This is a genomic window from Bifidobacterium panos (assembly GCF_012932445.1).
GTDB lineage: Bacteria > Actinomycetota > Actinomycetes > Actinomycetales > Bifidobacteriaceae > Bifidobacterium > Bifidobacterium panos.
This window is the reverse complement of sequence record NZ_JAAIIJ010000015.1, coordinates 1-25237: the sequence shown is the minus strand read 5'-3', so window position 1 is coordinate 25237 and position 25237 is coordinate 1. Positions and strand designations below refer to the sequence as shown.

The window sequence follows — 25237 nt, the reverse complement described above, 5'->3', positions numbered from 1 at the left end:
CCGACACCAAACGCTCACCACTCATGGCGGTATGTTCCGCTCAACGCCAGCATGGCGAAAGCATAGAGGAAATTGTCATAGTATCGGCGAGTGCCAACGCGCATCGGGGTGTTCCACAGCATGCTCACCCAGCGACGGGCGCAATCGTCGGCATCGGCGCTTTCGGCGAAGTGCCCTGCCAGCGATCCCTGCGCCATGGTGGCGATGAAGCCCACCGGATGCAGCACGCGCTCGTCCACCGGCGTGCCATCCACCGCGTATACGCAGGTTCGGTCGTGCGTCAGGAAGAAACGCTGCAGTGCACTGACTCTGGAACATAGTTCTTTCGATGTTCCGCCCCATAGCGAATCCAGGCCGATGTTCGCGGCGGTGCGATATGCATCGGAGAAGAAATGCCAGTGGTCACGCTCATCCACATGCGGGTTGCCGTCAAAATCGGCGTATTCGGCGTTCATGCCGGTTTCGGCGTTACAGGCGAGAGCCAGATAGCGACGACTCGCTTGCGCTGCTTGGTTCCAGAAATCGCGGTCTTCCTCGTCCGCTTCCTTGGCGAATACGTCATAGAAGTGAGGCAGATGATAGGAGGGGTCGCTCCATTCGGTTTCGGGAATGAATTTGATGAGCTTGTTGCTTGGATTCCACATGGGTTCGCCTTCATACCGTTCCCCCTTGTGGACGCAGTATCGCAGAATCTCACGCCCCCACGCGGCATAGTCATAGATACCCTCACCATTGCCCCAGCGCCGCGCAGCGAGAAACAGAGCCATGGCGAAGTATTCCTCGCCGTCCGGGGCGGGGCCGTCGGCGTTCGGTACACCGGAGGGATCGACCGACCATGCGAAATAGTGCGCATGATGCCCTTCCGACATATACATGTAGCGCATGACCCAGCCCCACAACTTGTCGAACACATCCTTGCGCTCGAATTGCACCGCAAGCATCATGGCATAGCTCATGCCCTCGGTACGCACATCGTCATTGCCGGTGTCTTTGACGTAGCCAAGCCCCTCATCGGTCTGCCAATAGAACTTATCGTCCCCCTCGAAAATCTCGTGCCAGACCTGCTGCACACGTTCCTGCACCTCATTGGTGTCATACCCATACTGTTCAAATAGCGATTCCATGTTGTTGTTCTCCTTATTAGCAGTTGACATGATCAGTTAGGCTTCGGCTTGCCACAGTGCGAGACGGAACGGGGGCAGCAGCGTGCCGTTCATGTCGCAGATGAGGCCGGATTGCGGGTTGTTGCACCATGCGTAACGCACTTCGTCGGGACGTCTTGCCGGCATGCGGATTTTGATGTCGGCGCCGTCGATGATGCCATGTGCGCGCTCGATGGTTCCGGCGTCCTTCCACAAGAAGGTCAGCTCCGCCGGGTCGGCACCGTCCAATGTGGCAAGGTTGTGTTGCGACTGGGCTACGGCAGGCTTGCCAGCATATGTTCTCCACGCGCAATGGATGGTCAGCCATTCGCCAGCGCACTCCACTTCAGAAACATAGGGCTGTGCCTTCGACGGCTCGCCGTACACCACATCAAGCGCGGCGTCATACAGACGCGCCGCGATGAGCTGCTTGTCATGCGGGTGCAGATCGTTGTATTCGCCGGCATCCAGCGTCACCACCGAAGCTGTGCCGTCCAACGATTCGGCCACATTCCACTGTTCCTCACGAACGATTGGCCAGCCACCGTCCTCAATGGCATCGATGGCGAAAATCGGCAGCTGGACGATGAGGAACGGCATGTCCGGCTGCTGCCATTTGCCGCGCCACAAATCGATCATGGCCTTCAGCTCGTCACCGTATTGCGCGGCGCGCTCACCGGTGTTCGATTCGCCTTGATACCACAGTGCCGCACGCACCACATACGGGAAGCATGGGGCGAGCATGGCGTTGTACAATCCCGTTGGCTTCCAGCGCACGAAATCCTCGAACGGACAGTCGCGATTGGCTTCGGCCGTCACGGCATATTGCCATTTGCCGGATAAATCGTAGGTGTTGTCTCCCACATACAGAGCCATTCGTTTGCCGGGCGTCACGCGACCGCCCATTCGCTCGATGACAAGGCGCACGCGAATTTCATTGGCGCCTGCGTGCAGGATTCCCTTTTCGACGGCATAATCACGCGGCTCGTAGACATTGCTGCGGCCGCCCACCAGATGGCCGTTGACCCATGTGTGGTCGGCATCGTTCATGGTTCCCAAGCGCAGCAGAGCCGACGATTGTTCCACTCCTGACGGCAGAAACACAGTTTTGACGAGTTCGACTTCACCACGGAACCCAGTCAGCCCGCGCTCAGCATACCAGCCCGGCAACGTGATGGAATGCCACTGAACCCCACTCGGCTTGCATTCCTTGTCTTTCGGGCAATCCCAGGCAACGAGCGGTACCCAATCATGGTGCGCATCGGCCGCAGCGTCGTAGTGCAGCTCCTGATACCAGCGGTCACGAGCCGCCACCGAATCGGCACCCTTTCGCTCGGCCACACCGTCACCCAGATAGGGGGTGAGCTCAGCGAGCGCTTCGGGGAATGCCTTCAACGAGTCGGCATCCATCCAAGATTCGATTGGCGAGCCGCCCAGCGAAACATTCAGCAATCCGACGGGAACATCGAAGTGTTCGCGAATCTTACGCCCGAAAAAATAGGCGAGCGCGGAGAAATCGTCAAGCGTTTCCCGGCTGCAACCATGCCAAGAGGCGCGGTCGTGATCGGCGCGAGCCACCGCGAAATCATAGTCAGGAATCACCTTGTACTGGCGAAGCAGCGGATCGGCGGCGCGCTCATACTCCTGCGGATAGTCGGCGCGCACCCAGCCCATGGGCAGTTCCATATTCGATTGCCCGGAGCACAGGAACACCTCACCCACGTAGCAGCTGCGTTCCAAGCGTTCCCCGGACGAAGATTTGACGCGCAACGTGAACGGCCCGCCAGCATCCAACGGCTGCAGCGAAACGCTCCATGACCCGTCTACCGAGCCAGCCTCGGCGCTCACCTTGCGCCCCTCGAAATCCACCGTGACATGGGCATTCGCATCCGCCCAGCCCCATATGCGCACAACATGCCCAGCCTGCAACACGCAGCCGTCATCCAACAGTTTCGACAATCTCAAGGTCATCTTCGGTTCCTTCTCTTCGAGCCTTTCAAGGCCGCTATTCGCACTCATAGCACAACAATCAAAAGGCGGCGGATGCCAAACGCGCCATCCGCCGCCCTTTTCACCGCGCGACTATTCGCCGTCGGGGAGCTCCCGATAATCGAAATGGTCGAAATCGGCCGTTGCGCCATAACCGGACAGATCAACACATGCCAGCCCCACGAACGCACCGGTGAAGAAGCCGCCGTAGCGCTGGTTCACATAGTCGTCGGAGAGGAGCTTCGCGTCGAGCTTCACCGGAATTTCGGTGAAATTCTCGCCGTCAAAGGAATACTCGTAGGAGTAGTACTTGGTGCGCACCTTGACGCGCAGCCACACCGCCTTGGCGCTGGGCGGAACCACGATGGCTTCATCCTTGAGGAATGAGGTGTATTGATCGAAATCGTTTTGCGCGACTTCGATCACGCGTGTCTCGCGCTTCTCGTCCCAAGTGACAAACGCCCACGACCAGCACAGAGTGTTGTAGTAATTCGTCAGACCCGCCATCTGCATGTAGCTGTTCGGATCGAACTCCACCTTGGTCTCAGCGTCGAAATTAAACGCCTGCCAACGCCTGGCGACCAGGGACAATTCGAACAGATTGCATAGCGAGCCCTGACCCCGCAAGGTGAGTTTGCCGCCGCCCACCGAGCCCATGGCTTCGGTAAACGGGACGCGCAGGGTGTTCCAGTTGACACCGAGCGCATCGGCTTCAAACTCATCGTGCTCGTCGCGGCTTTCGGGGGCCACGGTTTCGATGGCATCCTTCGGGGCTTCCACGTAGCGCTGACCGCCACGCCCGCCGACCACGCGCGGCCAGCCATCTTCATCCCATTCGACTTTCTGGATGGACGTTTCACGGCCAAGCGTGCACCAGCCACGCACGCCATGCACGGGCTCGATGTCGTGATGCCACGGACGCGCGCACAGGCTTGCGTAATACCACTCACCCGAAGGCGTGTCCACAAGAGCGCCATGCCCCTGCTTTTGCAGGTAGAAATCCGGGGTGTCGTAGTTGCCAAGGAACGGATTGCCCGGCATAACCTCGAAAGAGCGCTCGTCAAGGGTCTTCGAGCGGGCCACGGATTCCTGATGCTCGTACATGGTGCCGCCTTCTGCGGCGAACAGGTAATACCAACCGTCCTTCTTGTAAATATGTGGGCCTTCCACCACTTTCACCGCGGTGCCGTCCCAGAGGGTGCGGGCGGTTTCGGGCTTGAGCCGCATGGTGGCGGTATCGAACTCGGTGAGCGTGATGCCGTTAAACGCATGATGGTATTCGCGGAAATCCCAAGTCTGCTGCACCAGATACTTGCGGCCGTCATCGTCGTGGAACAGACTGGAGTCGAATCCCACGCCGTTGATGCGGATGGGGTCGCTCCACGGCCCGCGGATGTCGGTGGCCGTCACCAAGTAGTTGACGCAGTCCTTGAACGAGCCCTCGGTGATTTTCACATCGGTGTAGACGAGCCAGAACTTGCCGTCGGCATAGCTCAGGTCGGGCGCCCAAATGCCACCGGAGGAGGGGTTGCCCCGCATGTCGAGCTGGCTGACACGGCTCAGTGGACTTGGCAACGTGTTCCAGTGCACCAGATCCTTGGATTCATGCAACCTCACACCGGGGAACCAGTCGAAGGTGGAATTGGCGATATAGTAGGTGTCCTCAACGCGAATCATCGAGGGATCCGCATGGAAACCAGTGAGTACGGGATTGGAAATCTTCATGATCGTCTTGTTCCTTTCCGCTCAGCCCTTGACGGCGCCGGTCAGACCGCCGACAATCTTCTTCTGGAAAATCGTGAAGCAAATCAGAGCCGGAAGCATGGCCAGCGAAGTGAAGGCCAACACCTGCGCAGTATCGACGGAATGCTCGGAGCTGAACATCTGCACGCCGAGAGGCAGGGTGTATTTGCTTTCTTCGCTCAGCACGAACAGAGGCAGCATGTAGGCGTTCCAGCTTCCCACGAAGGTGAGGATGCCCGTAGTAGCCACACCCGGCATGGCCAGCGGAATGACCATGCGCCAGAAGAAGCCGAGCCGGGAGCAGCCGTCAAGCAGGCATGCCTCTTCAAGTTCATCCGGGATGGACTGAAGGAACGGCACCAAGATGATGATGGTCTGCGGCAAGCCGAAGGCAATCTGCGGCAGAATCAGGCCAAGCAGCGAATTGGACAGGCCGAGATTGCGGATAAGCAGATACAACGGCGTGATGCCGACGGTCATCGGGAACATCAGTCCTGCGGAGAACAGCGCGTACATGACCGGCGCATAGCGGAACTTGTAGCGGGCAATGACAAAGCTCACCATGATACCCAGCACGACCACACCAACCATGGTTGCGATGCCGACAATAGTGGAGTTGCCCAGTTCCGTCCAGAAGACGTCGCTGGTGAACACGGACTTGTAATTGTCGAGAACCCAAGGATCCGGAAGCCCGGACGGATGATTGGTGATCTGAGAGTTGGTGCGGAAACCACCGAAGATGATGTAGAGCACCGGGGTGACGCAGATGGCTACCAAGATCAGAGAGAGGAAGTAGACGATCGGGTTGCCCCACGGTGTCTTGGATGACAAGCGGTAACCATTTTTCGCGGTGTATTTGTTTGTGGCCTTACGGCTCGCGATGTTTGCACTAGTCATTACTTCACCTCACTTGCAACGGCCTGACGGTTCTGCTTTGCGCGTTTTGCAGCGCGCTTTTTGGCGGCTTTCTGTTCGGTCACAGCACCGTCCAAATCGCGATTAAGCACAAACCGCTGATAGGTCAGGGCAATGACCAGGGAAATCACAAAGATAATCAAGGCGACTGCCGAACCATAGCCGTAATTACCCGCGCCGCGGCCTTCGCGCACCATGTAGGTAGCCATGGTGGACACGCCGGCGGTAGTGGACACATACTTGCCCCACACGATGTACACCAAGTCGAACAGCTGCAGCGAACCAATCATCGACAGGAACACCCATATACGCAACGTCGGGGCGAGCAACGGCAGTGTGATGCTCCTCTGCATCTGCCAGAAGCCGGCACCGTCGACGCGAGCCGCCTCATAGAGCTCTTCAGGAATGGACTGCATGCCCGCAAGCATCAGGATGACTGCGAAGCCGATGTATTTCCAGCTGATCAACAACAGCAACGTCCACATGGCGATCTTCGGATCAGCCAGCCAGTCGGGACCGTTGATGCCGAAATTGCCCAGAATCTCGTTGATGGCACCCTTCTTCTGCAACAGCAGGCTCCAGCCGGTGCCAACAATGACTTCGGACACAACATACGGCACAAAGATGAGGGTACGAATCAGGCCACGCCCCTTGAACTTCTGGTTCAACAACAGCGCGAACAGAATGGCCAGCGGGGCCTGAATGACCAAGGAACCGATGACGACTTCGAAAGTATGCAGGATAGCCGCCTGGAAAGACGGATCCTTAAGCGCCGTGATGTAGTTCTGAAATCCAACGAATTTACCAGTCACGGAGGGCGAACCGTAGCCCTTCCACTGATAGAAACCGTAATACGCGCCCAGAATGATCGGCAGGATTACGAAACACACGAATAAAAGAATCGCGGGCGCGGACAAAATCAAAATCTCAATATTGCGGCGCGCTTTCCCGCTCGACGCACGCTTTGTGCGCCCGGACTTCAGCGTCAGTGCGCCAGTGTCATTAGTCGCCATAATTACTCACACCACCAAAATCTGTTGAATGATAAGGCCGGACGGACAGTTCTCCGCCCGGCCTTCGTCAGTTAGCTAGCCTCTGTCGTCAGCCCTTGGCTGCGGCATCCTTCATCGCCTTGACGATGTCGGCGGAAGTGCCCTGCCCGGACAGGAGGTTCACCACACCGGAGTTGAGAGCGTTGCCGATATTGCCGCCAAGGGCGGTATCCATCCACAGCTGCATATCATCGGACTTGCTCATGGCCTCAATGATTTCCTTGAGGTTCTCATCGGTGACCACGTCGTAGGCTTCAGCGGAAGCCGGAATCGTGCTGAACGCGGTGGCGTACTTCTCTTGGTTGTCCTTCTCGGCCATGAAGTTGACGAAGTCCACGGCAGCTTGCGGAGCGGATGGATTGACGGCGAAACCGGTGGCAGCGCCCATCAGAGCGCCGCTTTCACCCTTGCCGCCATCGACTTCCGGGAAGGCGAAGAAACCAAGATCGGCCAGCGGTTCCTTGTCGGCGGTCAAATCCTTGATCACACCCGGTTCCCAAGTGCCCATGAGCTCCATGGCCGCCTTGTGATTGGCGAGCAGACCCGCGGAAGAGCTTGCGCCCTGCTGCGCGGTGGTGGTCAGGAAGCCCTCGTTGAAGGCGTTGATATCGAGCAGTTCCTTGAGATCGTCAGCTGCCTTTGTCCAACAGGTGTCGGAGAAGTCTTTCTCGTTGACGCCCTTGGAATAGGCCTCAACGGAGCACTCGCGCAGGGAGAGCCAGTAATACCAGTGACCCGCCGGCCATGCATCCTTGCCGCCGAGGGCGATCGGTTCGATGCCTGTGTCACGCAGCTTCTGAATGTCAGCCTTCAGTTCGGAGAACGTGGAGGGAACCTCCTCGATGCCAGCCTGCTTGAACAGATCCTTGGAATACCAAATACCACCGGGCTGAACGGTGACCGGAACGCCATAGACCTTGTCGTCATAGGTGAAGGACTTCAGCGAGAAAGCCATCTGCTTCTTGACGGTATCGCTGATCTTATCGGTCAAATCCATGACCTGACCGGCATCGATCATGTCCTTGGTCTTGGCTCCACCAAGGTCCATATACACATCCGGACCGGAACTCGGATCCTGCATGGCAGTGGTGAGCTTGCCTTCGAAATCCTCATTCTGGATGGCCTGAATCTCAACCTTCGTGCCAGTCTTCTCCTCGAAGGCCGCAGCCAAATCCTCCCAATACTGCTTGCCTTCACCAGCGGTGGCGTTATGCCAGAACGTGATGGTAGTGTCGTCCTTCGCGCCTTTGCTGGAGCCGCAGGCAGCCATGCTGAACATGGTGGCCACGGCAAGCGTTGCAGCCGCGATAGTCTTGAGCTTCATTATCTCCTCCTTATTAACAATCATCATCGGCGAATGATGACAACGACGGGACGAATAATCCTATGGCATGAAATAGTGAAAGCCGCGACTTCGCGACATCATGAAGTTCCATGACAGATGGGTGATCAATCATTGGCTCCCATTTTCGAAACTCTCGTTCCTTTTTCGTTGTAGCTATAGAATATCCGACTTAAATCTACAGAGTCAAGTTTTGTTAAATCAGATAACCAACTATCTTTTTATTGCAATTTCAACGATTTTCAGCTCATATCATCGTTCGAAAGTTTCGAATATCTTAAATCGAAACTTTCGTAGGTTTTTCGCGTATAATGAATATCAGAAAGAGTTTCCCATGAATACAAGCACACGCAAACAGAACAAAAAGAGCTCCATCCGGCTGGCCGACATCGCCAAGGAAACGGGATATTCCCTAGCCACCGTATCCAAGGCACTCAACGGGAGAGCCGACGTATCCGAAGACACCCGCCAAGCCATCAACGCAGCCCTTAACAAATACGGCTATTCACGCAAGGCAACGGTCGGCAAGAATCAGCAACTGATTGAAATCGTCTTCCAGGATTTCGACAACGTATGGGCATTGGAAGTCATGCGCGGCACCATCCGTGAAGCCAAATTGCACGCCCTGAGCGTCATCACCACGGAAGGCGGTAGCCGCAAACACCCTGACTCCTCTTGGATCGACAACATGCTGCGCAGACAGACAGCCGGCGCCATCCTCGTCTTCTCCAATCTGACACGCATCGAGCAGAACAAGCTGCGCTCCCGCGGCATTCCTTTCGTGCTTTTCGACCCCTTCGGCGATCCTGAGCCAACCACATTGTCCGTGCAGGCCGACAACTGGACCGGCGGCGTGAGCGCCACCCGACATCTGCTCGCGCTCGGCCACACGCGCATCGGCATCATTACCGGGCCGGGAGAGATGATGTGCTCCAAAGCCCGCCATGACGGCTATACGTCGGCACTGGCCGAGCAAGGCATCGAAGCCGACCCCGAACTCATCACCGAAGGGGATTTCACCACACCCGGCGGTTACGCGCAAGCCATATCCCTGCTGCAGCAGCCGAATCGACCAACGGCTATCTTCGCCGGCAACGACCTGCAAGCCATGGGTGTATATGAGGCGGCCCGCCAGCTGAATCTTCGCGTTCCGGAGGATTTGTCGATCGTCGGCTTCGATGATGTGCAAACAGCCGCTTTCCTAGGCCCCGCACTGACCACGGTTAAGCAACCGCTGCAGGACATGGCGCGCACTGCAGTGCGCATGCTCGTGGAGGCAATGAAGGAGGGAGACGTGCTGCAACCGCATGTCATCATGCCGACGAGCCTGATCGTGCGAGGCAGCACCAGCGAGCCACATGCGGCGAACCGAGCGAAACAGCGTCGCTGAAGCAAATGCTGCCAAGGCTTCCCCGCATAACAATCGCACCACAGGCAAGCACCCCATAATGTGCGCGACCGCAAAGAGCCGCGCACACCGCTGAGGTACCAACCAGAGAAACGCCGAACATCCTTCTATTCGACGTAACCTGCCATGCAGCCGACAAAGCCGCCAGCCCATTCGGTGCTCAGGAATCGCGCATCATAGCAAGCCAAGACGTAACCGTTCTCCACGAACGCGTTCGGATCGACCAGATCGCTTTCCAGCCCGGCAATAACCGACAGACGGTTTTGGTCGAACAGCACCGCCGCCCGAGTCGACGGGCGCGTTTCAGCCTTGGGATGTGCCTGCACATTGCCGTCAATGACGGTTTCGCATTCGACATGCGCGTCGCGCATCGTGAACTTCACGCAGTTCGCGGAATTCTGCCGAATCACCAGCGACCCCTCATGCGGCACCGGCATCAGACACGGCAATCCTGCAATCCGTCGATATTTCACATCGGACGCGTCACGGACAATCATCACATCCTCAGCGTCGCCCGAGACTTCCAGCAGCACCGGGCTGGATTCCTCATACGATGAACCTGCAAATGGGTCATAAAGTACTTGCCCGTTGTCCGATACAGCGACCCCGATCTCATCAGGCAGCCGTCCGAAGCCGTCGCATATGACCGGCCAACCGGGGTCGGTTCCAGTGTGCACCGACGCTTCGGAACCATCCAACTTCCAATCGGCGGGATTATGCTCCCATGAAACAGGCGCGACGAAACTCTCCCTGCCGAGATAGCTCAACAACTCGCCCGCGTTCTCCCCCCGGGTCTCACGCACGCCGAGACACACCAACCACCATCCCAGCGTCGAATGCTGCAGCAGATCGGAATGTCCGACGCATTGCAGCGATTCCGACAGACCCAGATGGCGGTGCGTAAGGATCGGATTCTTTTTGTTCGCATGGAAGGCGCGAACATTCTGACCCAGATAGCACCGCTCGTTTTCACGAACCGATGGGATACGTTCACCGGCTTGGAACACCTCCTGCTCATACTCGGCATAGGCCTCGCACAGGCCGTCCGGCGCATAAATACGCATGGCCATCTCGCTATGCTCGAAACTCGTGCCGCCTTCGGCGGTCATCAGATACACATAGTCGCCGATTCGATACAGATGCGGTCCCTCAGCCCACACTGCCTCCATGCCGTATCCGCGCCAGATAATGGTTTTACCGATTCCGGTAGGTTTTCCGTCTTCAATCAGGGTCCAGCTGTTCGGGTCGATGCGCTGCGTCCAGACTTCCGTCTGCCCCTCCCACTGTGGATGGATGGCAGGACGGGTCTGCGTCCAGTACACGACTCCATCCTTATCCTCGAAAACATCCGGATCGATGCCTTCGGCACCCGAAATCCAAAACGGGCCGCGCCACGGTCCCTCAATTGCATCCGCCACGAGAATAAAATTGCCCTGTGCGCAACGGGCCGCAGCCAGCTCATCTTGCGAACAGCCACCCGCAAGTGCCTTTTCCTCGTTGATACGGGCGATGGTGCAGGCAATCACGTATTTGCCGCGAATCTTGCGCAAGGTGGGTGCGTAGACGCCACCGGAATCCTCGACAAACGGAATCAGCAAACGACGGGCCATGTCGGCATTGATGACGTCCGCGACATGTTCCCAGTGCACCAGATCTGTCGAAATGTGAATCGGCAGGCCTGGGACAAGTTCAAACGAGGAGTTGACGAGTGCAATCCGCTGGTATGAGGCATCCCAAATCCAACTGGGATCCGGATACATTCCACTGAGAATCGGATTAGTGATGATGGTTGTTTTCGTCATGGGTGCACCTTATGCGTGGCTTCATCGCCACAGCCGAAAGTTTCGATTTGCTTGAAAAACACGAAGCCGCCCACCGGCGATTTTGCCGGTGGACGACCTCATGCTTGGAAGGAAGGGCGCTGGCCGGGGCAATCGCCGCCCCGGCTTTGCGCTATATTGTCGACCCTGTCACAGCCGGGTCAGGCTGCCGAATCCCTAAACTCAGGCCGCGGCAAGGGCGTCAACGATGTAGTTGTTGATCGTGGCCTTGACGGACTCGAGGTGATCGGACTTGGTGGCCTCGATGAGCTTGGCCTGCGGGATGTCCAGAGCGTACTCCTCCAGGGAAGCCAGCGTGGCGGTGCCGTTGTCGATGGTGGCGCCGACGCCGGACTCGTAGGAGCTGTAACGCTCGGCCTGCAGGTTCTCGATGAACTTGTCCTCGTGCATCTTGGCAGCAACCAGGAGGCCGGCCGCGAAGGAATCCATGCCGGCGATGTGGGAACGGAACAGATCCTCGGCGTAGAAGGAGGTACGGCGCGGCTTGGCGTCGAAGTTCAGGCCGCCGTGAGGGCCAATCTGGCCTTCGGCGAGGACTTCCCACATCACGGTGGAGGTCTCGTACAGGTCGGTCGGGAACTCGTCCATATCCCAGCCGATGAGCTTGTCACCCTGGTTGGCATCGAGGGAGCCGAGCACGCCAGCCTCGCGGGCGGTGCGGATCTCGTGCTGGTAGGTGTGGCCGGCCAGGTTGGCGTGGTTGCCTTCCAGGTTCAGCTTCATGAAGTCGATGTCGTAGGTCTTCAGGAAGGCGATGGCAGTGGCGGCATCGAAGTCGTACTGGTGCATCGTCGGTTCCTTGGCCTTCGGCTCGATCAGGAACTGGGCGTCCAGGCCGATTTCCTTGGCGTACTCATGGCACATGTGGAAGAACTTGGCCATGTGCTCCTGCTCACGCTTCATCTGCGTGTTCCACAGGTTCTCGTAGCCTTCACGGCCGCCCCAGAACACGTAGTTCTCGGCGCCCAGGCGCTTGGCGATCTCCAGGGAGTGCTTCAGCTGGCCGCCGGAGTAAGCGTAAATGTCGGCGAACGGCGAGGTGGAAGCGCCGGAAACGAAGCGCGGGTTGGTAAACAGCGAAGAGGTGTTCCACAGCAGCTTGATGCCGGTGGACTTCATGTTCTCTTCGATCTTGTCGACCACCTGGTCGAGGTTCTTGTTGGTCTCGCGCAGGGTGTCGCCTTCGGGGGCAATGTCGCGATCATGGAAGCAGAAGTACTCCACACCGAGCTTGGAGAAGAACTCGAAGGCGTAATCGACCTTGGCCAGAGCCTCATCCTGAGCGTTGGAATACTTGCCGTACCACGGGCGCTGGGAGGTGCCGGTGCCGAACGGGTCGACCAGTTCCTGGTCGAAAGTGTGCCACCAAGCAACGCCGAAGCGCAGCCAATCCTTCATCTTCTTGCCGGCGACAACCTTGTCGGCATCATAATAGTGGAAACCGAGTTCCTCCTTCGGCCCATTCTGACGGCCGACGTACTCGATCTTATCGAAGTCCCACAGACCCATAATTGCTCCTTTGCTGTGTGGCAATAATTGCTGTCTTTGGCGCTACTTTCGGGTGCACCACTCCCCTTGCAGGGTATATGGTACGGCGTTCGGGACCACTTTGTCAATTCGTTTTACTTTGTGGCGTGTCACCCCGGGAAACCCGCGTCAGGACATGCACAACCGCATGGATACGAACGGCCGGTGATTCCTCTTGTTCGGGGAATCGCCGGCCGTCGGCTAAGTGGAGGCAATCAGCTGCGGACGAGCTTCTTATGGAGGCGGTGCGGGCGGGCGGCGTCCTCACCGAGGCGGGCGACCTTGTTTTCCTGATAGGACTGGAAGTTGCCCTCGAACCAGTACCATTTGGCCGGGTTGTCGTCGTCGCCCTCCCACGCGAGGATGTGCGTGGCAACGCGGTCGAGGAACCAGCGGTCGTGGGAGATCACCACGGCGCAGCCGGGGAATTGCAACAGCGCGTTCTCCAGCGATTCCAAGGTTTCCACGTCGAGGTCATTGGTGGGCTCGTCAAGCAGGAGGAGGTTGCCGCCCTGCTTCAAGGTGAGGGCCAGGTTCAGGCGGTTGCGCTCGCCGCCGGAGAGCACACCGGTGAGCTTCTGCTGGTCGGAGCCTTTGAAACCGAAGCTGGCCACGTAGGCGCGGGTGGGCACCTCGACGCCGGCGACTTCGATGAAGTCCAGTCCGTCCGAAACGGCCTCCCACAGGTTCTTGTTCGGGTCGAGACCGGCGCGGTTCTGATCCACATAACTGATCTTGACGGTGTCGCCCACCTTGAGCTCGCCGGACGTCAGCGGCTCCAACCCCACGATGGTCTTGAACAGCGTGGACTTGCCCACGCCGTTGGGGCCGATCACGCCGACGATGCCGTTGCGCGGCAGGGTGAAGCTCAGGTCGTCGATGAGCACGCGGTCGCCGAAGGCCTTGTGGATGTGGCTGGCCTCCAGCACCTGCGAGCCAAGGCGGGGACCTGCGGGAATCTGAATCTCGGAGAAGTCGAGCTTCTTGTTGCTGCGAGCCTCCTGCTCCATCTGGTCGTAACGCTCCAGACGAGCCTTGTTCTTGGCCTGACGAGCCTTCGGCGAGGAACGCACCCAGTCGAGTTCGTCCTTCAAGCGCTTGGCGAGCTTGGCGTCCTTGGCGCCCTGAATCTCCATACGCTTGGCCTTGGTCTCCAGATAGGTGGAGTAGTTGCCCTTGTACGGATAGAGGTGACCGCGGTCGACCTCGCAAATCCATTCGGCCACGTTGTCCATGAAGTAGCGGTCGTGGGTGACGGCAATGACGGCACCCTGATATTGGTGCAGGAACTGTTCGAGCCACAGAATCGATTCGGCGTCGAGGTGATTGGTGGGCTCGTCGAGCAGCAGCAGGTCGGGCGCTTCGAGCAACAGCTTGCACAGGGCCACGCGGCGACGCTCACCACCGGAGCACACGTTCACCGGGGTGTCCGGGTCGGGGCACTGCAGGGCGTCCATCGCCTGTTCGAGCTGGGAGTCGAGATCCCAGCCGTTGGCGGCGTCGATCTCGGTCTGCAGCTTGCCCATCTCTTCCATCAGGGCATCGAAATCGGCGTCCGGGTTGGCCATCTCCTCGCCGATCTGGTTGAAGCGAGCGACCTTTTCGGCAATCGGGCCGAATGCCATCTTGATGTTCTCGCCCACGGTTTTCGTGTCGTCCAACGGCGGCTCCTGCTGAAGGATGCCGACGGTGAAACCCGGGGTGAGCGTGGCCTCGCCGTTGGACACGGTTTCCAAGCCCGCCATGATCTTGAGCAGCGTGGACTTGCCCATGCCGTTCGGGCCCACCACGCCGATCTTCGCGCCCGGCAGGAAGCTCAAGGTCACATCGTCAAGAATCACGCGGTCGCCAAACGCCTTGCGCGCTTTGATCATCTGATACACAAACTCAGCCATATAACACTACAATCCTGTCTTACTCGTTGCAATTTCAACGTTTTGCGGGACTCGGGAGCCGAAATGACGCAATCTGAAATGATGCAACCATTTTTAGGCCCGAAAAGGCCAGCTTTGCATGTCGTTTCCTGTCGATTTCTTCGCCATCTCGATGCCCAGTCCAAGCAAAAGCACCTTGCGAATTATCCCATACCCCGTCTACACGTCACAACAGAGGAATAATGAGGTAGGTTGCGGAAAACATGGCTGATGCCCGCCAGATGCTATATTCCTCCCATGCAATTGATTGAAGTGTGGTTGGGAGAGCCGGAACGGACGTATGCGCTGTTTGGCGAGTTTCCGGCGGATGAGAATGGGTTCGAGAATCCTGCGGCCGGCATGGATAGGGCTGCTTTCGCGGAATATGTGCGCAATCTCAGGAACGAGGCTGCCGGCGTTGGCCTCAAACCCGGTTGGGTGCCCGCCACCAAATACGTCCTTGCGAATGATCAGGGTGATTACGTTGGCATCTTCAATCTGCGTCATGAACTCAACGATGCACTTCAAAGAGGTGCAGGGCATATTGGATATGGCATTGCTCCCGAGTGGCGCGGACGCGGGTTAGCCACCGAGGGATTGAGACTGCTGCTCATCAAGGCGCGTGATGAATTTGGCATTAGCGAAGTATATCTGTCCGTGCATAAGGACAACCCCGCCTCGCTGGCCGTCCAACGTCATCTCGGCGCCCGCGTCGACCATGAGTCAAGCAACGAGTACTTCACGCGCATCGACACTTCTGCCATTGCCTAGGTTATAAAGAGCGGCCGAGGTTGTCCCACTGAGCCAGCACAATGGGATTCATGGAAATGCGATCTGCAAAATTGATGAATGGACGTGTGTTCGCGGGCGCTCGTGCCCTCTATCGTGCCGCTGGCGTGAAAGGCGAGGATTTCGGCAAGCCGATTATCGCCATTGCCAACTCCTTCGACGAGTTCCTGCCCGGTCATGTGCACCTGAACAAGGTGGGACGTTTGGTCTCCGAGGCGATTCAGGAGGCGGGCGGCATTCCGCGCGAGTTCAACACAATGGCCGTGGACGACGGCATCGCCATGGGCCACACCGGCATGCTCTATTCGCTGCCCAGCCGCGACATCATCGCCGATACCGTGGAATATCAGGTGAACGCGCACTGCGCCGACGCGCTGATCTGCATTCCGAACTGCGACAAAGTGGTGCCCGGCATGCTCATGGCCGCGCTGCGTCTGAATATCCCCACCGTGTTCGTCTCCGGCGGCCCGATGGAGGCCGGCACCACGGTGATGCCTGACGGCACCGTGAAGAAGAACACCGACTTGATTGATGTGATGTACGCCTCCGCCGACGACAGCTTGGACGAGGCGGATCTGCTCGCCTACGAGAAAACAGTGTGCCCCACCTGCGGCTCGTGCGCCGGCATGTTCACCGCCAATTCGATGAACTGCCTGACCGAGGCCATTGGCTTGGCGCTGCCCGGCAACGGCACCATCCTCGCCTCCCATGCCTATCGCAAGGATTTGTTCAAGCGCGCCGCAGAGCAGGTGGTCAAGATCGCCAAGCAGTATTACGACAATGACGACGATTCCGTGCTGCCGCGCTCCATCGCCACCAAGGAGGCTTTCGAGAACGCCATGACGATGGACGTGGCCATGGGCGGCTCGACCAACACCGTGCTGCACATTCTGGCAATGGCGCAGTCCGCCGACGTGGATTTCACCTTGGACGACATCGAACGCATCTCGCACACCGTGCCGTGCATCTGCAAGGCCTCCCCCTCGGGCGAGTGGGAGATTTCCGACGTGCATCGCGCCGGCGGCATCACCGGTATTCTGGGCGAACTCGACCGCGCCGGCAAGCTGCATCGCGACGTGCATTCCATCGATTACAAGACGCTTGAGGCCAAGCTCGCCGACTGGGACATCATGCGTGAGACGTGCACCGAGGAAGCCAAGCAGATGCATTTGGCCGCGCCGGGCCACATCGTCTCGCCCGATCCGTTCACGCACACCACGCTGTTCGATTCGCTCGACCGCGACCGCGAAAACGGCGCCATCCACGATGTCGACCATCCGGCCGTCACCGAGGGCGGATTGGCCGTGTTGCGCGGCAACCTCGCGCCCGATGGCTGTGTGGTCAAAACCGCCGGCGTGCCGAAGGAGATTTGGACGTTCCGCGGGCCGGCTTTGGTGGTCGAGTCGCAGGAGCAGGCCATCGAAGTGATTCTGGACGACACGTTGAAGCCGGGCATGGCGCTGGTGATTCGCTACGAGGGGCCGAAGGGTGGCCCGGGCATGCAGGAGATGCTCTATCCCACCTCGTTCGTCAAGGGCAAGGGCATCGGCAAGCAAGTCGCCATGCTGACGGATGGCCGTTATTCCGGCGGCTCCTCCGGCTTGGCCATCGGCCATATCGCCCCCGAAGCGGCGAACAAGGGCCCGATTGCGCTTATCCAAAACGGTGACATCATCACCATCGATATCCCAAACCGCAGCGTGAATGTGGAACTGAGCGACGAGGAACTGGCACAGCGCCGCGCCGAGCTGGAAGCGGACGACGGTTATGTGGCACACCGCGACCGCAAGGTGAGCCAGGCTCTCAAGGCCTATGCCGCCTTCGCCCGTTCCGCCGACAAGGGTGCCACGCGAGATCCCGAGCTGATCGACAAGCTCTCCGGTCTGGCCTGAGCACCCCACACCCCACCCGCTTTCACTGGTTTCCGCAACACCACATCCAGTTCATACCGCAGGTAACATACCGGCGGCTCGTTGGTAACACGACAATGCTTATGGTGAGACAAACAGCCGGAAACGAGTGAGAGCGGGTTAATTATGAGCAAGCCACTTATCGGCGTCACGCCGTTGTGGGACGACCATCTCAACAGCATGTGGATGTTGTCCGGCTATTTCGACGGCATCATCGCAGCCGGCGGCACACCAGTGATGATGCCGCTCAGCGACGATGCCGAGCATATCGAACAGCTGTCGGACACTTGCGACGGTTTCCTGTTCGCCGGCGGTCACGACATCAACCCGAACTTGTACGGCCAGCAGCCGACATCCCTCACCAAGACCTGCCCTGCGCGAGATCGCATGGAATCCTTGCTGTTGCCGGCCGTTCTGAAACGCAACAAGGCTGTGCTGGGCATCTGCCGCGGCATCCAGGTAATCAACGCACTTCTCGGCGGCACACTGTGGCAGGATTTGCCGACCGAGCACCCAAGCAATATCGACCATCACGTCAGCCACCCGCCTCATGACCGTGTGGTGCATCAGGTGCAGATCATGCCTCATTCGCCGCTCGACCATGCGCTATGGCCCAATGGGGACACCACGTCCCGCGCCGACGACGCCTTTCACCCCGCTTGCCGCGTACTGGGCGTGAACAGCCGCCATCATCAGGCGATCAAGCAGCTTGCACCGCCGCTCAGCCCCATGGCCCTATCACCTGACGGGCTGGTCGAGGCTGTTTATATGCCTTCGGCGCGCTTCGTGTGGGCCGTGCAGTGGCATCCCGAGTTCTCTTATCAATCGGATGCCAATCAGCGCGCCATTTTCTCCGCTTTCGTGCAGGCGGCGGCGCAAAGTTGATTATCGTCGGCACAACAACGGGTGTATCGTTTGACGTATGACGACGATGAAGGAGATTGCCCAGCGCACGGGTGTGTCCGTTTCGACGGTATCGCTGGTGATGAATCATCGCGACGCGGGCAGGATCAAGCCCGAAATCGCCGAGCGTGTCAGGCAAGCGGCCAGTCAGCTTGGTTACAAAGTCAACCCGATGGCGCAATCCTTAAGAACCAACAGCACGCGCATCATCGGCTTCATCAGCGAGGAAGTGGCGACCACGCCATACGCGGGCGGCATGATTCTGGGGGCGCAAAGCGCCGCCAACCGGCTTGGATACATGCTCATCACCGTCAGCATCGATGGCGGCATGGATGAAGCCGAGGAAATCGCGGCCCTCAAACGGTATGGCGCCGACGGCTTCCTGTATGCGAAGATGTCGAACCGGGCCACGACGGTTCCCGAGCAGCTGCGGGATTGCCCTGTGGTGTTGGCCGACGCCACCGACCGGGACGGAGGCACGCCAAGCGTCGAACCGGACGAATTCGCCATCGCCCACGACGCAACGACATATCTCATCAACGCGGGGTGCCAGCGCATCGCCTACGTAGGATGCGATGTGACGGACGACACAACAAACAAGCCCATCGTCGCCCAGAATGGGCGTCTTGCCGGCTATCGCGCGGCTTTGCAGGACGCCGGGCGCACCTACGACGAGCGTCTCGTGGCGAATGTGCTCAACAACGGGCCGGCCCTCAAGGCAGTGGGGGAACTCTTCGAGCGCGAACAGCCGGACGGTTTCTTCTGTTTCAACGACGCGCGCGCCTGGTATGTGTATGAATGCGCGGCGCGGCGCGGGCTCGCTATCGGCAAGGATATTTCCGTGGTGGGCGTCGACAATCACCGCGTGCTCGCGGAAACGCTTGAGCCTCAGCTGACCACGGTGGAATTGCCGCATTTTGAGATGGGATATTGGGCGGCGGTCAAACTGGTGTCGCTGATCGAGCAGCGCCCGCTCGACGACTTTGAATGGCCTGAAACCACCGCTCCCCTGCCGCAGCTCGACGCACCGATTCCGGCGAAGATTCACTGCACCCTCATCGAAAAAAATTCCGTCGCGCGCCACTGAAGCGACACGCCGAATCCCATCACCAATCAACCGTCTCGCGTGGTGATAAACAGCAGTAAATCAATCGTTTGACGCAACCAACGCGCAGTAGTTGGAATCTCTTTACATCAATCGTTTGACGTAAAACGATTGACACCTTATACTGAACAATCAAGATTCATCCTAACTGCGCAGAGGCACGAGGGAGAATCCCCCACAAGCGACCGCGCAGTTGCGGCGCACAAAACAAGGGAAACGGAAAAGACAATGGCAAGCAAATCAATGTGGAGGAATCCCTCCTACCTGCAGAGCTCTTTCGGCATCTTCATGTTCTTCTGCTCCTGGGGCATCTGGTGGTCCTTCTTCTCCAGATGGATCACCGACCCGACCCACGGCCTCGGCATGAGCGCCGCCGAACAAGGGCAGATCTACTCCATCAACTCCCTGGCCACGCTGGTGCTCATGTTCGTTTATGGTACGATCCAGGATCAGCTCGGCATCAAGCGCAAGCTCGTCATCGTCATCTCGGCCATCGCGGCGTGCGTCGGTCCGTTCGTGCAATTCGTTTACGCCCCGATGCTGACCGCCGGCGGCACCACCCGTTACATCGGCGTGCTCATCGGTTCCATCGTGCTGTCCGCGGGCTTCATGGCGGGTTGTTCGCTGTTTGAGGCCGTTACTGAACGTTACTCGCGCAAGTTCGGCTTTGAATACGGCCAGTCGCGTGCCTGGGGCTCCTTCGGCTATGCCATCGTGGCACTGTGCGCCGGGTTCCTGTTCAACATCAACCCGATGCTCAACTTCTGGGTCGGCTCCATCTGCGGCCTCGGCATGCTGTGCGTCTATGCGTTCTGGGTTCCCGCCGAGCAGAAAGAGGAACTCAAGAAGGAAGCGGACCCGAACGCCGCCCCCACCAACCCCTCCTTCAAGGAAATGGTCGCCGTTCTCAAGATGCCGACCCTGTGGGTGCTCATCGTGTTCATGCTGCTGACCAACACGTTCTATACCGTGTTCGATCAGCAGATGTTCCCGAACTACTACGCCTCCCTCTTCCCCACCACCGAAATCGGCAATGCCACCTACGGCACGCTCAACTCCATTCAGGTGTTCGTCGAATCCGCCATGATGGGCGTCGTACCGATCATCATGAAGAAGATCGGCGTGCGCAATGCGCTGCTGCTCGGCGCGTTCGTGATGTTCGCCCGCATCGGCCTGTGCGGCGTGTTCCACGACCCGGTGAGCGTGTCCATCGTCAAGATGTTCCACTCCATCGAGGTGCCGCTGTTCTGTCTGCCGGCGTTCCGCTATTTCACCCTGCACTTCGACACGAAGCTTTCCGCCACCCTCTATATGGTGGGATTCCAGATCGCCTCGCAGGTCGGTCAGGTGATCTTCTCGACCCCGTTGGGCGCCCTGCATGACAAGCTCGGCAACCGCCCGACCTTCTTCACCATCTCGGGCATCGTGCTGGCCGCGTTGATTTATGGATTCTTCGTCATCAAGAAGGACGATCAGGAAGTCGGTGGCGACCCGTTCTACACAGACAAGCAGCTCAAGGCGATGAAGGCCGCTGAAGCCTGACGCCAGCAATAAGCAACACCCAATTGAAAGGCGATAATGATGAGCGGTTTCACCCCGAACGAACCTGTCCTCACCCCCGTCAAAGACCACGCCGCCGAACTCGCCAAAGCCGAGGCTGGCGTCGCAGACATGGCGGCCAAGCGCAACAACCGCTGGTACCCGAAGTTCCACATTGCTTCCAACGGCGGCTGGATCAACGACCCGAACGGCTTGTGCTTCTATAAGGGGCGCTGGCACGTGTTCTACCAGCTGCACCCCTACGGCACCCAGTGGGGGCCGATGCACTGGGGACACGTCTCCTCCACCGACATGCTGCACTGGCGCCGCGAGCCGATCATATTCGCGCCCTCGCTCGAGCAGGAGAAGGACGGCGTGTTCTCCGGATCCGCGGTGATCGGCGACGACGGCAAGCTGAAGTTCTATTACACCGGCCACCGCTGGGCCAACGGCCACGACAACACGGGCGGCGATTGGCAGGTGCAGATGCTCGCCGAGCCAGGCAACGACGAGCTGACCTGTGCCACCAAGCGCGGCATGATCATCGACTGCCCCACCGAACAGGTGGATCACCATTATCGCGACCCGAAGGTATGGAAAACCGGCGACACATGGTACATGACCTTCGGTGTCTCCTCCGCCGAGAAGCGCGGGCAGATGTGGCTGTTCTCCTCGCGCGACATGGTGCGTTGGGAATATGAGCGCGTGCTGTTCGAGCACCCCGACCCGAATGTCTATATGCTCGAATGCCCCGATTTCTTCCCGATTCGCGACGCCTCGGGTGCCGAGAAGTGGGTGATCGGCTTCTCGGCGCAGGGCTCGAAGCCTTCCGGCTTCATGAACCGCAATCTCAATAACGCCGGCTACATGATCGGCACTTGGGAGCCGGGCGAGGAGTTCAAGCCCGAAACCGAGTTCCGTTTGTGGGATTGGGGACACAATTATTACGCGCCGCAGTCGTTCAATGACGGCAAGCGTCAGATTGTCTATGGCTGGATGAGCCCGTTCGTCGAGCCGATTCCGATGCAGGACGATGGCTGGTGTGGCAACATGACGCTGCCGCGCGCGATCACGCTGGGTGCGGACGGCGACCTGCACACCGCGCCGGTGGCCGAAATGGAGGGGTTGCGTGCCGACACCGTCGACTTCGGTGAGATCACGTTGCCCGTCAGCGCGGAACAGGTGCTTTGCGATGATGCTGAAGCCGTTGAAATCGAGATGACCATCGACCTAGCTGCGTCCACCGCCGAGCGCGCCGGTTTGAAGGTGCACGCCACCGATGATGGTGCCTACACCTACGTGGCGTTCGACGCGCAAATCGGCCGTGTCGTCATTGACCGCCAGGCCAATGCGCAAGGCGACCGAGGCTATCGTGCGGCGCCGCTTTCCGACGACGAGCTGGCTTCAAGCGAGCTCAAGCTGCGCGTGTATGTGGATCGCGGCTGCGTGGAGGTCTATGTAAACGACGGCCGGCAAGCCATGAGCTCCTATTCATACGCCTCGGAAGGGCAGCGGGCCATCAAACTCGTCGCCGAATCCGGCACGCTCACGGTCAAGGATCTCAAGCTCCACCACCTCAACTCCATCGGACTGGAGTGATTTTCTCGCCACCGTTGTAAGCGAGACGCGGCCATCCCTTGCGTTCCCAAGCGAGGGATGGCCGTTTTTTGTCCTGTTCCGAATCAGCGGGTCTGCACTAATTCGTTCTTGGGATGTATACCGGCAACCAAGACAACGGGAAAGCACGTTAGATTAAGCAATGTACGTGTCTTGGGAGCGGATGTCGCCGTGCTCGACACCCTCCAGACGAACAGTCCAGTGGACTGTTCGTACCGACATCAAAGGGCAACGCCATATAACGAAAACAGGCCATTCCCGTGGCCTCTGTGCCATTGCGCCAAGGCAACAACATCGTCCCCAGCACACTCCCGAGTCACAGTGGCCATCTATCCCGTTCTCAAGACGCATACCGGCAACCAAAACCTGGCGCTAGCTCAACAGGAAAGCACGTTAAATTAAGCAGGGCACGTGTCTGGGGTCGGTTGTTACCGTGTTCGACACCCTCCGGGCCGGTAGGCCAAGTCTTACGTCTCACACGGTAACAACCGACCCAAAATCTGTCTGTATCTGTTTGAGGGTAACGCGATTATGTCTGTTTGAGGGTAGCGCGGTTATTCCTGTTTGAGGGTGCGGACTTCCTCTTCGAGTTGCTGGATGCGCAGGGCCTGGGCGGCGATGAGCTGGTCGCGCGGGTCGACGGCCTTGCCCTGCGGCGCGGATAGGTCGGGAGACTGCTTCCACCGGGCGAAGGCGCGTTCGATGCGCTTGTAGCCCACGATCTTGGGATCCAGGCCGGCCTCGCGGAACAGGGCCGCGGGCTTTTCGCCCTCCTTGTAGCGGCGCATGCACTCCACGCGGAACCAGTCCGCGTAGCGGATGCGCGAGGACGCGTCAATACTGTCCACCGCAGCCAACGACGACAAATACGCCCGCTGACCCGACGTAAACACCTGCGGCTCACCCATCATCCGCCGCCTTTCTCGATGTGTAAGGAACTGAAAAACTTTTTGAAGGGCCCCGCTGTCTTGTGCGAGGCTCGCGATGCTGTCGCCGCTCGCTGGCGAAGAGCCCGTAGGCCCCCGGTTGCCGGGGCGAACAGTCCGGTGGACTGTTCGCAAACAGCGAGCAGCGATAGCGTCGCGAGCGCGCGAACCCAAACACGGGGGTTAAGGGCCGCGTGTCGTTTTGGCCGCGGCCTTATTTGGTTATTGTCATTTCGAGCGAGGCGTAGCCGAGTCGAGAAATCTTGCCTTGCCGGGATATGGCGTTGGCCAGAAGATTTCTCCGCTCCGGCCTGGCGGCCTCCGGTCGAAATGACAAGGAAAGGCGGGGAACCGCGGGGCGTGAACCTCGCGGTCCCCCGCCTTTCGGGGCCGTCAACTGGCCAGCCGGGGGTCAGACCCAATCCGGCGACCGGGCGGTCAAGCCCGGCCTAGCCGGCGGGCCGGGGGGTTGAGCCCGGCCGGCCAAGTCACGGTCAGTGGGAGCGGCGACGGCGCAGGGCACCGGCGGCCAGGCCGGCTGCGGCCAGGGCGAGGGCCGTCAGGGCGGCGGTCAGGCCGGTGGCGCCGGTGGAGGCCAGGGCGTTCACCTTGGTCCAGCGGGCGTGCAGCTTCTTGCCGATCGCATCCTCCACGCTGGTGATGAGGTTGCCCTCGTCGTCGTACCAGCCATCGAACTGGTAGCCGTCACGCGTCGGAACCGGCAGCTTGCCGTCCTCGCCCGTCCAGCCGGACGGGAGGGTGCCGCCGTTGGCGTCGAACGCGTCGGACATGCTGGTCCATTTAGCGTGCAGCTTCTTGCCGATCGCATCCTCGACGCTGGTGATGAGGTTGCCCTGTTCGTCGTACCAGCCGTCGAACTTGTAGCCGGGCTTGTACGGCAACGGGAGCTTGCCGTCCTCACCGGTCCAACCATCGGGCAGGTTGCCGCCGTCCGCGTCGAACCCGTCGCTCATACTGGTCCACTTGGCGGTCAGCTTCTTGCCGATCGCGTCCTCCACGCTGGTGACCTGGTTGCCGTCCTCGTCAAACCAGCCGTCGAACTTGTAGTTCGGCTTGGTGGGGATGGGCAGCTTGCCGTCCTGACCGGTCCAACCGGAAGGCAGGGTGCCGCCCTGCGCGTCGAACCCGTCAGGCAGAGCGGTCCACTTCGCGACCAGGTCCTTGCCAATGGCCTCTTCCGTGTTGGTGACCTGGTTGCCGTCCTCGTCATACCAGCCGTCGAACTTGTAATCCGGCTTGTACGGAATGGGCAGCTTGCCATCCTCGCCGGTCCAACCATCGGGCAGCGTGCCGCCGTTGGTGTCGAAGGCCTGGTCGACCGGGGTCCACTTGGGGTGCAGGGTCTTGCCCGCCGCATCCTCCGCGTTCGTGACGGGGTTGCCGTCCTCGTCATACCAGCCATCGAACTTATAACCCGGCTTGGTCGGTACGGGCAGCTTGCCGTCCTCGCCGGTCCAACCGTCCGGGATGGTCACGTCGCCGTCCACATCGAACGTCGTCGGCAGCTTCGTCCAATGCGCGGTCAGCTTCTTGCCCGCGGCATCCTTCAACGTGG

Annotated in this window: 18 protein-coding genes; 7 read left to right on the top strand and 11 right to left on the bottom strand. The window is 59.3% G+C overall.

The genetic code is table 11. The features are described 5' to 3' along the window. Positions 1-14 precede the first annotated feature (14 nt). The 6 genes from G1C94_RS04065 to G1C94_RS04040 all read right to left on the bottom strand — a co-directional run bounded on the left by G1C94_RS04065 (position 15) and on the right by G1C94_RS04040 (position 8165). Positions 15-1124 (bottom strand): family 8 glycosyl hydrolase, encoded by a 1110-nt coding sequence (locus G1C94_RS04065; protein WP_253902303.1) that lies wholly within the window; start codon positions 1122-1124, stop codon positions 15-17. 36 nt (positions 1125-1160) lie between these two features. After that, entirely contained in the window at positions 1161-3113 is a 1953-nt protein-coding gene (locus tag G1C94_RS04060; RefSeq protein ID WP_172144985.1) for a sialate O-acetylesterase, read from the bottom strand. A 111-nt stretch (positions 3114-3224) separates the two neighbouring features. Next, positions 3225-4856 (bottom strand): glycoside hydrolase family 43 protein, encoded by a 1632-nt coding sequence (locus G1C94_RS04055; RefSeq protein WP_172144982.1) that lies wholly within the window; start codon positions 4854-4856, stop codon positions 3225-3227. Positions 4857-4877: 21 nt separating this feature from the next. Then, a complete protein-coding gene (locus G1C94_RS04050; protein WP_172144979.1) occupies positions 4878-5771 on the bottom strand; it encodes a carbohydrate ABC transporter permease in 894 nt (297 codons plus the stop codon). Then, a complete protein-coding gene (locus G1C94_RS04045; protein WP_172144976.1) occupies positions 5771-6802 on the bottom strand; it encodes a carbohydrate ABC transporter permease in 1032 nt (343 codons plus the stop codon). The genes G1C94_RS04050 and G1C94_RS04045 overlap by 1 nt, the downstream gene beginning before the upstream one ends. An 88-nt stretch (positions 6803-6890) precedes the next feature. After that, entirely contained in the window at positions 6891-8165 is a 1275-nt protein-coding gene (locus tag G1C94_RS04040) for an ABC transporter substrate-binding protein (protein ID WP_172144973.1), read from the bottom strand. Positions 8166-8517: 352 nt separating this feature from the next. Here G1C94_RS04040 and G1C94_RS04035 point away from each other — a divergent pair, with 352 nt between their 5' ends. After that, on the top strand, positions 8518-9573 hold the full coding sequence (locus tag G1C94_RS04035) for a LacI family DNA-binding transcriptional regulator (protein WP_172144970.1): 1056 nt from the start codon (positions 8518-8520) through the stop codon (positions 9571-9573). A gap of 125 nt (positions 9574-9698) precedes the next feature. On the opposite strand, the gene G1C94_RS04030 is transcribed toward G1C94_RS04035, so the two are convergent. The 3 genes from G1C94_RS04030 to ettA all read right to left on the bottom strand — a co-directional run bounded on the left by G1C94_RS04030 (position 9699) and on the right by ettA (position 14854). Next, positions 9699-11393 (bottom strand): glycoside hydrolase family 43 protein, encoded by a 1695-nt coding sequence (locus G1C94_RS04030; protein WP_172144967.1) that lies wholly within the window; start codon positions 11391-11393, stop codon positions 9699-9701. 201 nt (positions 11394-11594) lie between these two features. Then, positions 11595-12941 (bottom strand): xylose isomerase, encoded by a 1347-nt coding sequence (gene xylA, locus G1C94_RS04025; protein WP_172144964.1) that lies wholly within the window; start codon positions 12939-12941, stop codon positions 11595-11597. Between the two features lie 233 nt (positions 12942-13174). Further along, positions 13175-14854: an energy-dependent translational throttle protein EttA gene (gene ettA, locus G1C94_RS04020; RefSeq protein ID WP_172144961.1), complete on the bottom strand. Its 1680-nt coding sequence runs from the start codon at positions 14852-14854 to the stop codon at positions 13175-13177. Between the two features lie 276 nt (positions 14855-15130). Here ettA and G1C94_RS04015 point away from each other — a divergent pair, with 276 nt between their 5' ends. The 6 genes from G1C94_RS04015 (at position 15131) to G1C94_RS03990 (ending at position 22717) form a co-directional block, all read left to right on the top strand. Beyond that, positions 15131-15643: a GNAT family N-acetyltransferase gene (locus tag G1C94_RS04015; RefSeq protein ID WP_172144958.1), complete on the top strand. Its 513-nt coding sequence runs from the start codon at positions 15131-15133 to the stop codon at positions 15641-15643. Positions 15644-15693: 50 nt separating this feature from the next. After that, entirely contained in the window at positions 15694-17553 is a 1860-nt protein-coding gene (ilvD, locus tag G1C94_RS04010) for a dihydroxy-acid dehydratase (RefSeq protein ID WP_172144955.1), read from the top strand. A gap of 141 nt (positions 17554-17694) precedes the next feature. After that, entirely contained in the window at positions 17695-18456 is a 762-nt protein-coding gene (locus G1C94_RS04005; protein ID WP_172145143.1) for a gamma-glutamyl-gamma-aminobutyrate hydrolase family protein, read from the top strand. 37 nt (positions 18457-18493) lie between these two features. Next, positions 18494-19561, top strand: a complete 1068-nt coding sequence (locus G1C94_RS04000; protein WP_172144952.1) for a LacI family DNA-binding transcriptional regulator — start codon at positions 18494-18496, stop codon at positions 19559-19561. A gap of 246 nt (positions 19562-19807) precedes the next feature. Continuing rightward, the gene (locus tag G1C94_RS03995; protein ID WP_172144949.1) at positions 19808-21121 is read left to right on the top strand and encodes an MFS transporter; all 1314 of its coding nucleotides are present in this window, start codon (positions 19808-19810) and stop codon (positions 21119-21121) included. A 39-nt stretch (positions 21122-21160) separates the two neighbouring features. Beyond that, entirely contained in the window at positions 21161-22717 is a 1557-nt protein-coding gene (locus G1C94_RS03990) for a glycoside hydrolase family 32 protein (protein WP_172145140.1), read from the top strand. 572 nt (positions 22718-23289) lie between these two features. Here G1C94_RS03990 and G1C94_RS03985 read toward each other — a convergent pair. Both G1C94_RS03985 and G1C94_RS03980 read right to left on the bottom strand, forming a co-directional pair. Continuing rightward, on the bottom strand, positions 23290-23646 hold the full coding sequence (locus G1C94_RS03985) for a hypothetical protein (RefSeq protein WP_172144946.1): 357 nt from the start codon (positions 23644-23646) through the stop codon (positions 23290-23292). Between the two features lie 509 nt (positions 23647-24155). Further along, positions 24156-25237: InlB B-repeat-containing protein (locus G1C94_RS03980; protein WP_172144943.1), on the bottom strand; the 1082-nt coding region annotated here is incomplete at its 5' end.

Excerpts from the sequence above, each read along its gene's own strand:
- G1C94_RS04065 (WP_253902303.1), bottom strand. The coding sequence starts at position 1,124 with ATGGAATCGCTATTTGAACAGTATGGGTATGACACCAATGAGGTGCAG.
- G1C94_RS04030 (WP_172144967.1), bottom strand. The coding sequence starts at position 11,393 with ATGACGAAAACAACCATCATCACTAATCCGATTCTCAGTGGAATGTAT.
- G1C94_RS03985 (WP_172144946.1), bottom strand. The coding sequence starts at position 23,646 with ATGATGGGTGAGCCGCAGGTGTTTACGTCGGGTCAGCGGGCGTATTTG.
- ettA (WP_172144961.1), bottom strand. The coding sequence starts at position 14,854 with ATGGCTGAGTTTGTGTATCAGATGATCAAAGCGCGCAAGGCGTTTGGC.
- G1C94_RS04040 (WP_172144973.1), bottom strand. The coding sequence starts at position 8,165 with ATGAAGCTCAAGACTATCGCGGCTGCAACGCTTGCCGTGGCCACCATG.
- ilvD (WP_172144955.1), top strand. The coding sequence starts at position 15,694 with ATGGAAATGCGATCTGCAAAATTGATGAATGGACGTGTGTTCGCGGGC.
- G1C94_RS04060 (WP_172144985.1), bottom strand. The coding sequence starts at position 3,113 with ATGACCTTGAGATTGTCGAAACTGTTGGATGACGGCTGCGTGTTGCAG.
- G1C94_RS04045 (WP_172144976.1), bottom strand. The coding sequence starts at position 6,802 with ATGGCGACTAATGACACTGGCGCACTGACGCTGAAGTCCGGGCGCACA.
- G1C94_RS03990 (WP_172145140.1), top strand. The coding sequence starts at position 21,161 with ATGAGCGGTTTCACCCCGAACGAACCTGTCCTCACCCCCGTCAAAGAC.
- G1C94_RS04035 (WP_172144970.1), top strand. The coding sequence starts at position 8,518 with ATGAATACAAGCACACGCAAACAGAACAAAAAGAGCTCCATCCGGCTG.
- G1C94_RS04015 (WP_172144958.1), top strand. The coding sequence starts at position 15,131 with ATGCAATTGATTGAAGTGTGGTTGGGAGAGCCGGAACGGACGTATGCG.
- G1C94_RS04055 (WP_172144982.1), bottom strand. The coding sequence starts at position 4,856 with ATGAAGATTTCCAATCCCGTACTCACTGGTTTCCATGCGGATCCCTCG.
- xylA (WP_172144964.1), bottom strand. The coding sequence starts at position 12,941 with ATGGGTCTGTGGGACTTCGATAAGATCGAGTACGTCGGCCGTCAGAAT.
- G1C94_RS03995 (WP_172144949.1), top strand. The coding sequence starts at position 19,808 with ATGGCAAGCAAATCAATGTGGAGGAATCCCTCCTACCTGCAGAGCTCT.
- G1C94_RS04000 (WP_172144952.1), top strand. The coding sequence starts at position 18,494 with ATGACGACGATGAAGGAGATTGCCCAGCGCACGGGTGTGTCCGTTTCG.
- G1C94_RS04050 (WP_172144979.1), bottom strand. The coding sequence starts at position 5,771 with ATGACTAGTGCAAACATCGCGAGCCGTAAGGCCACAAACAAATACACC.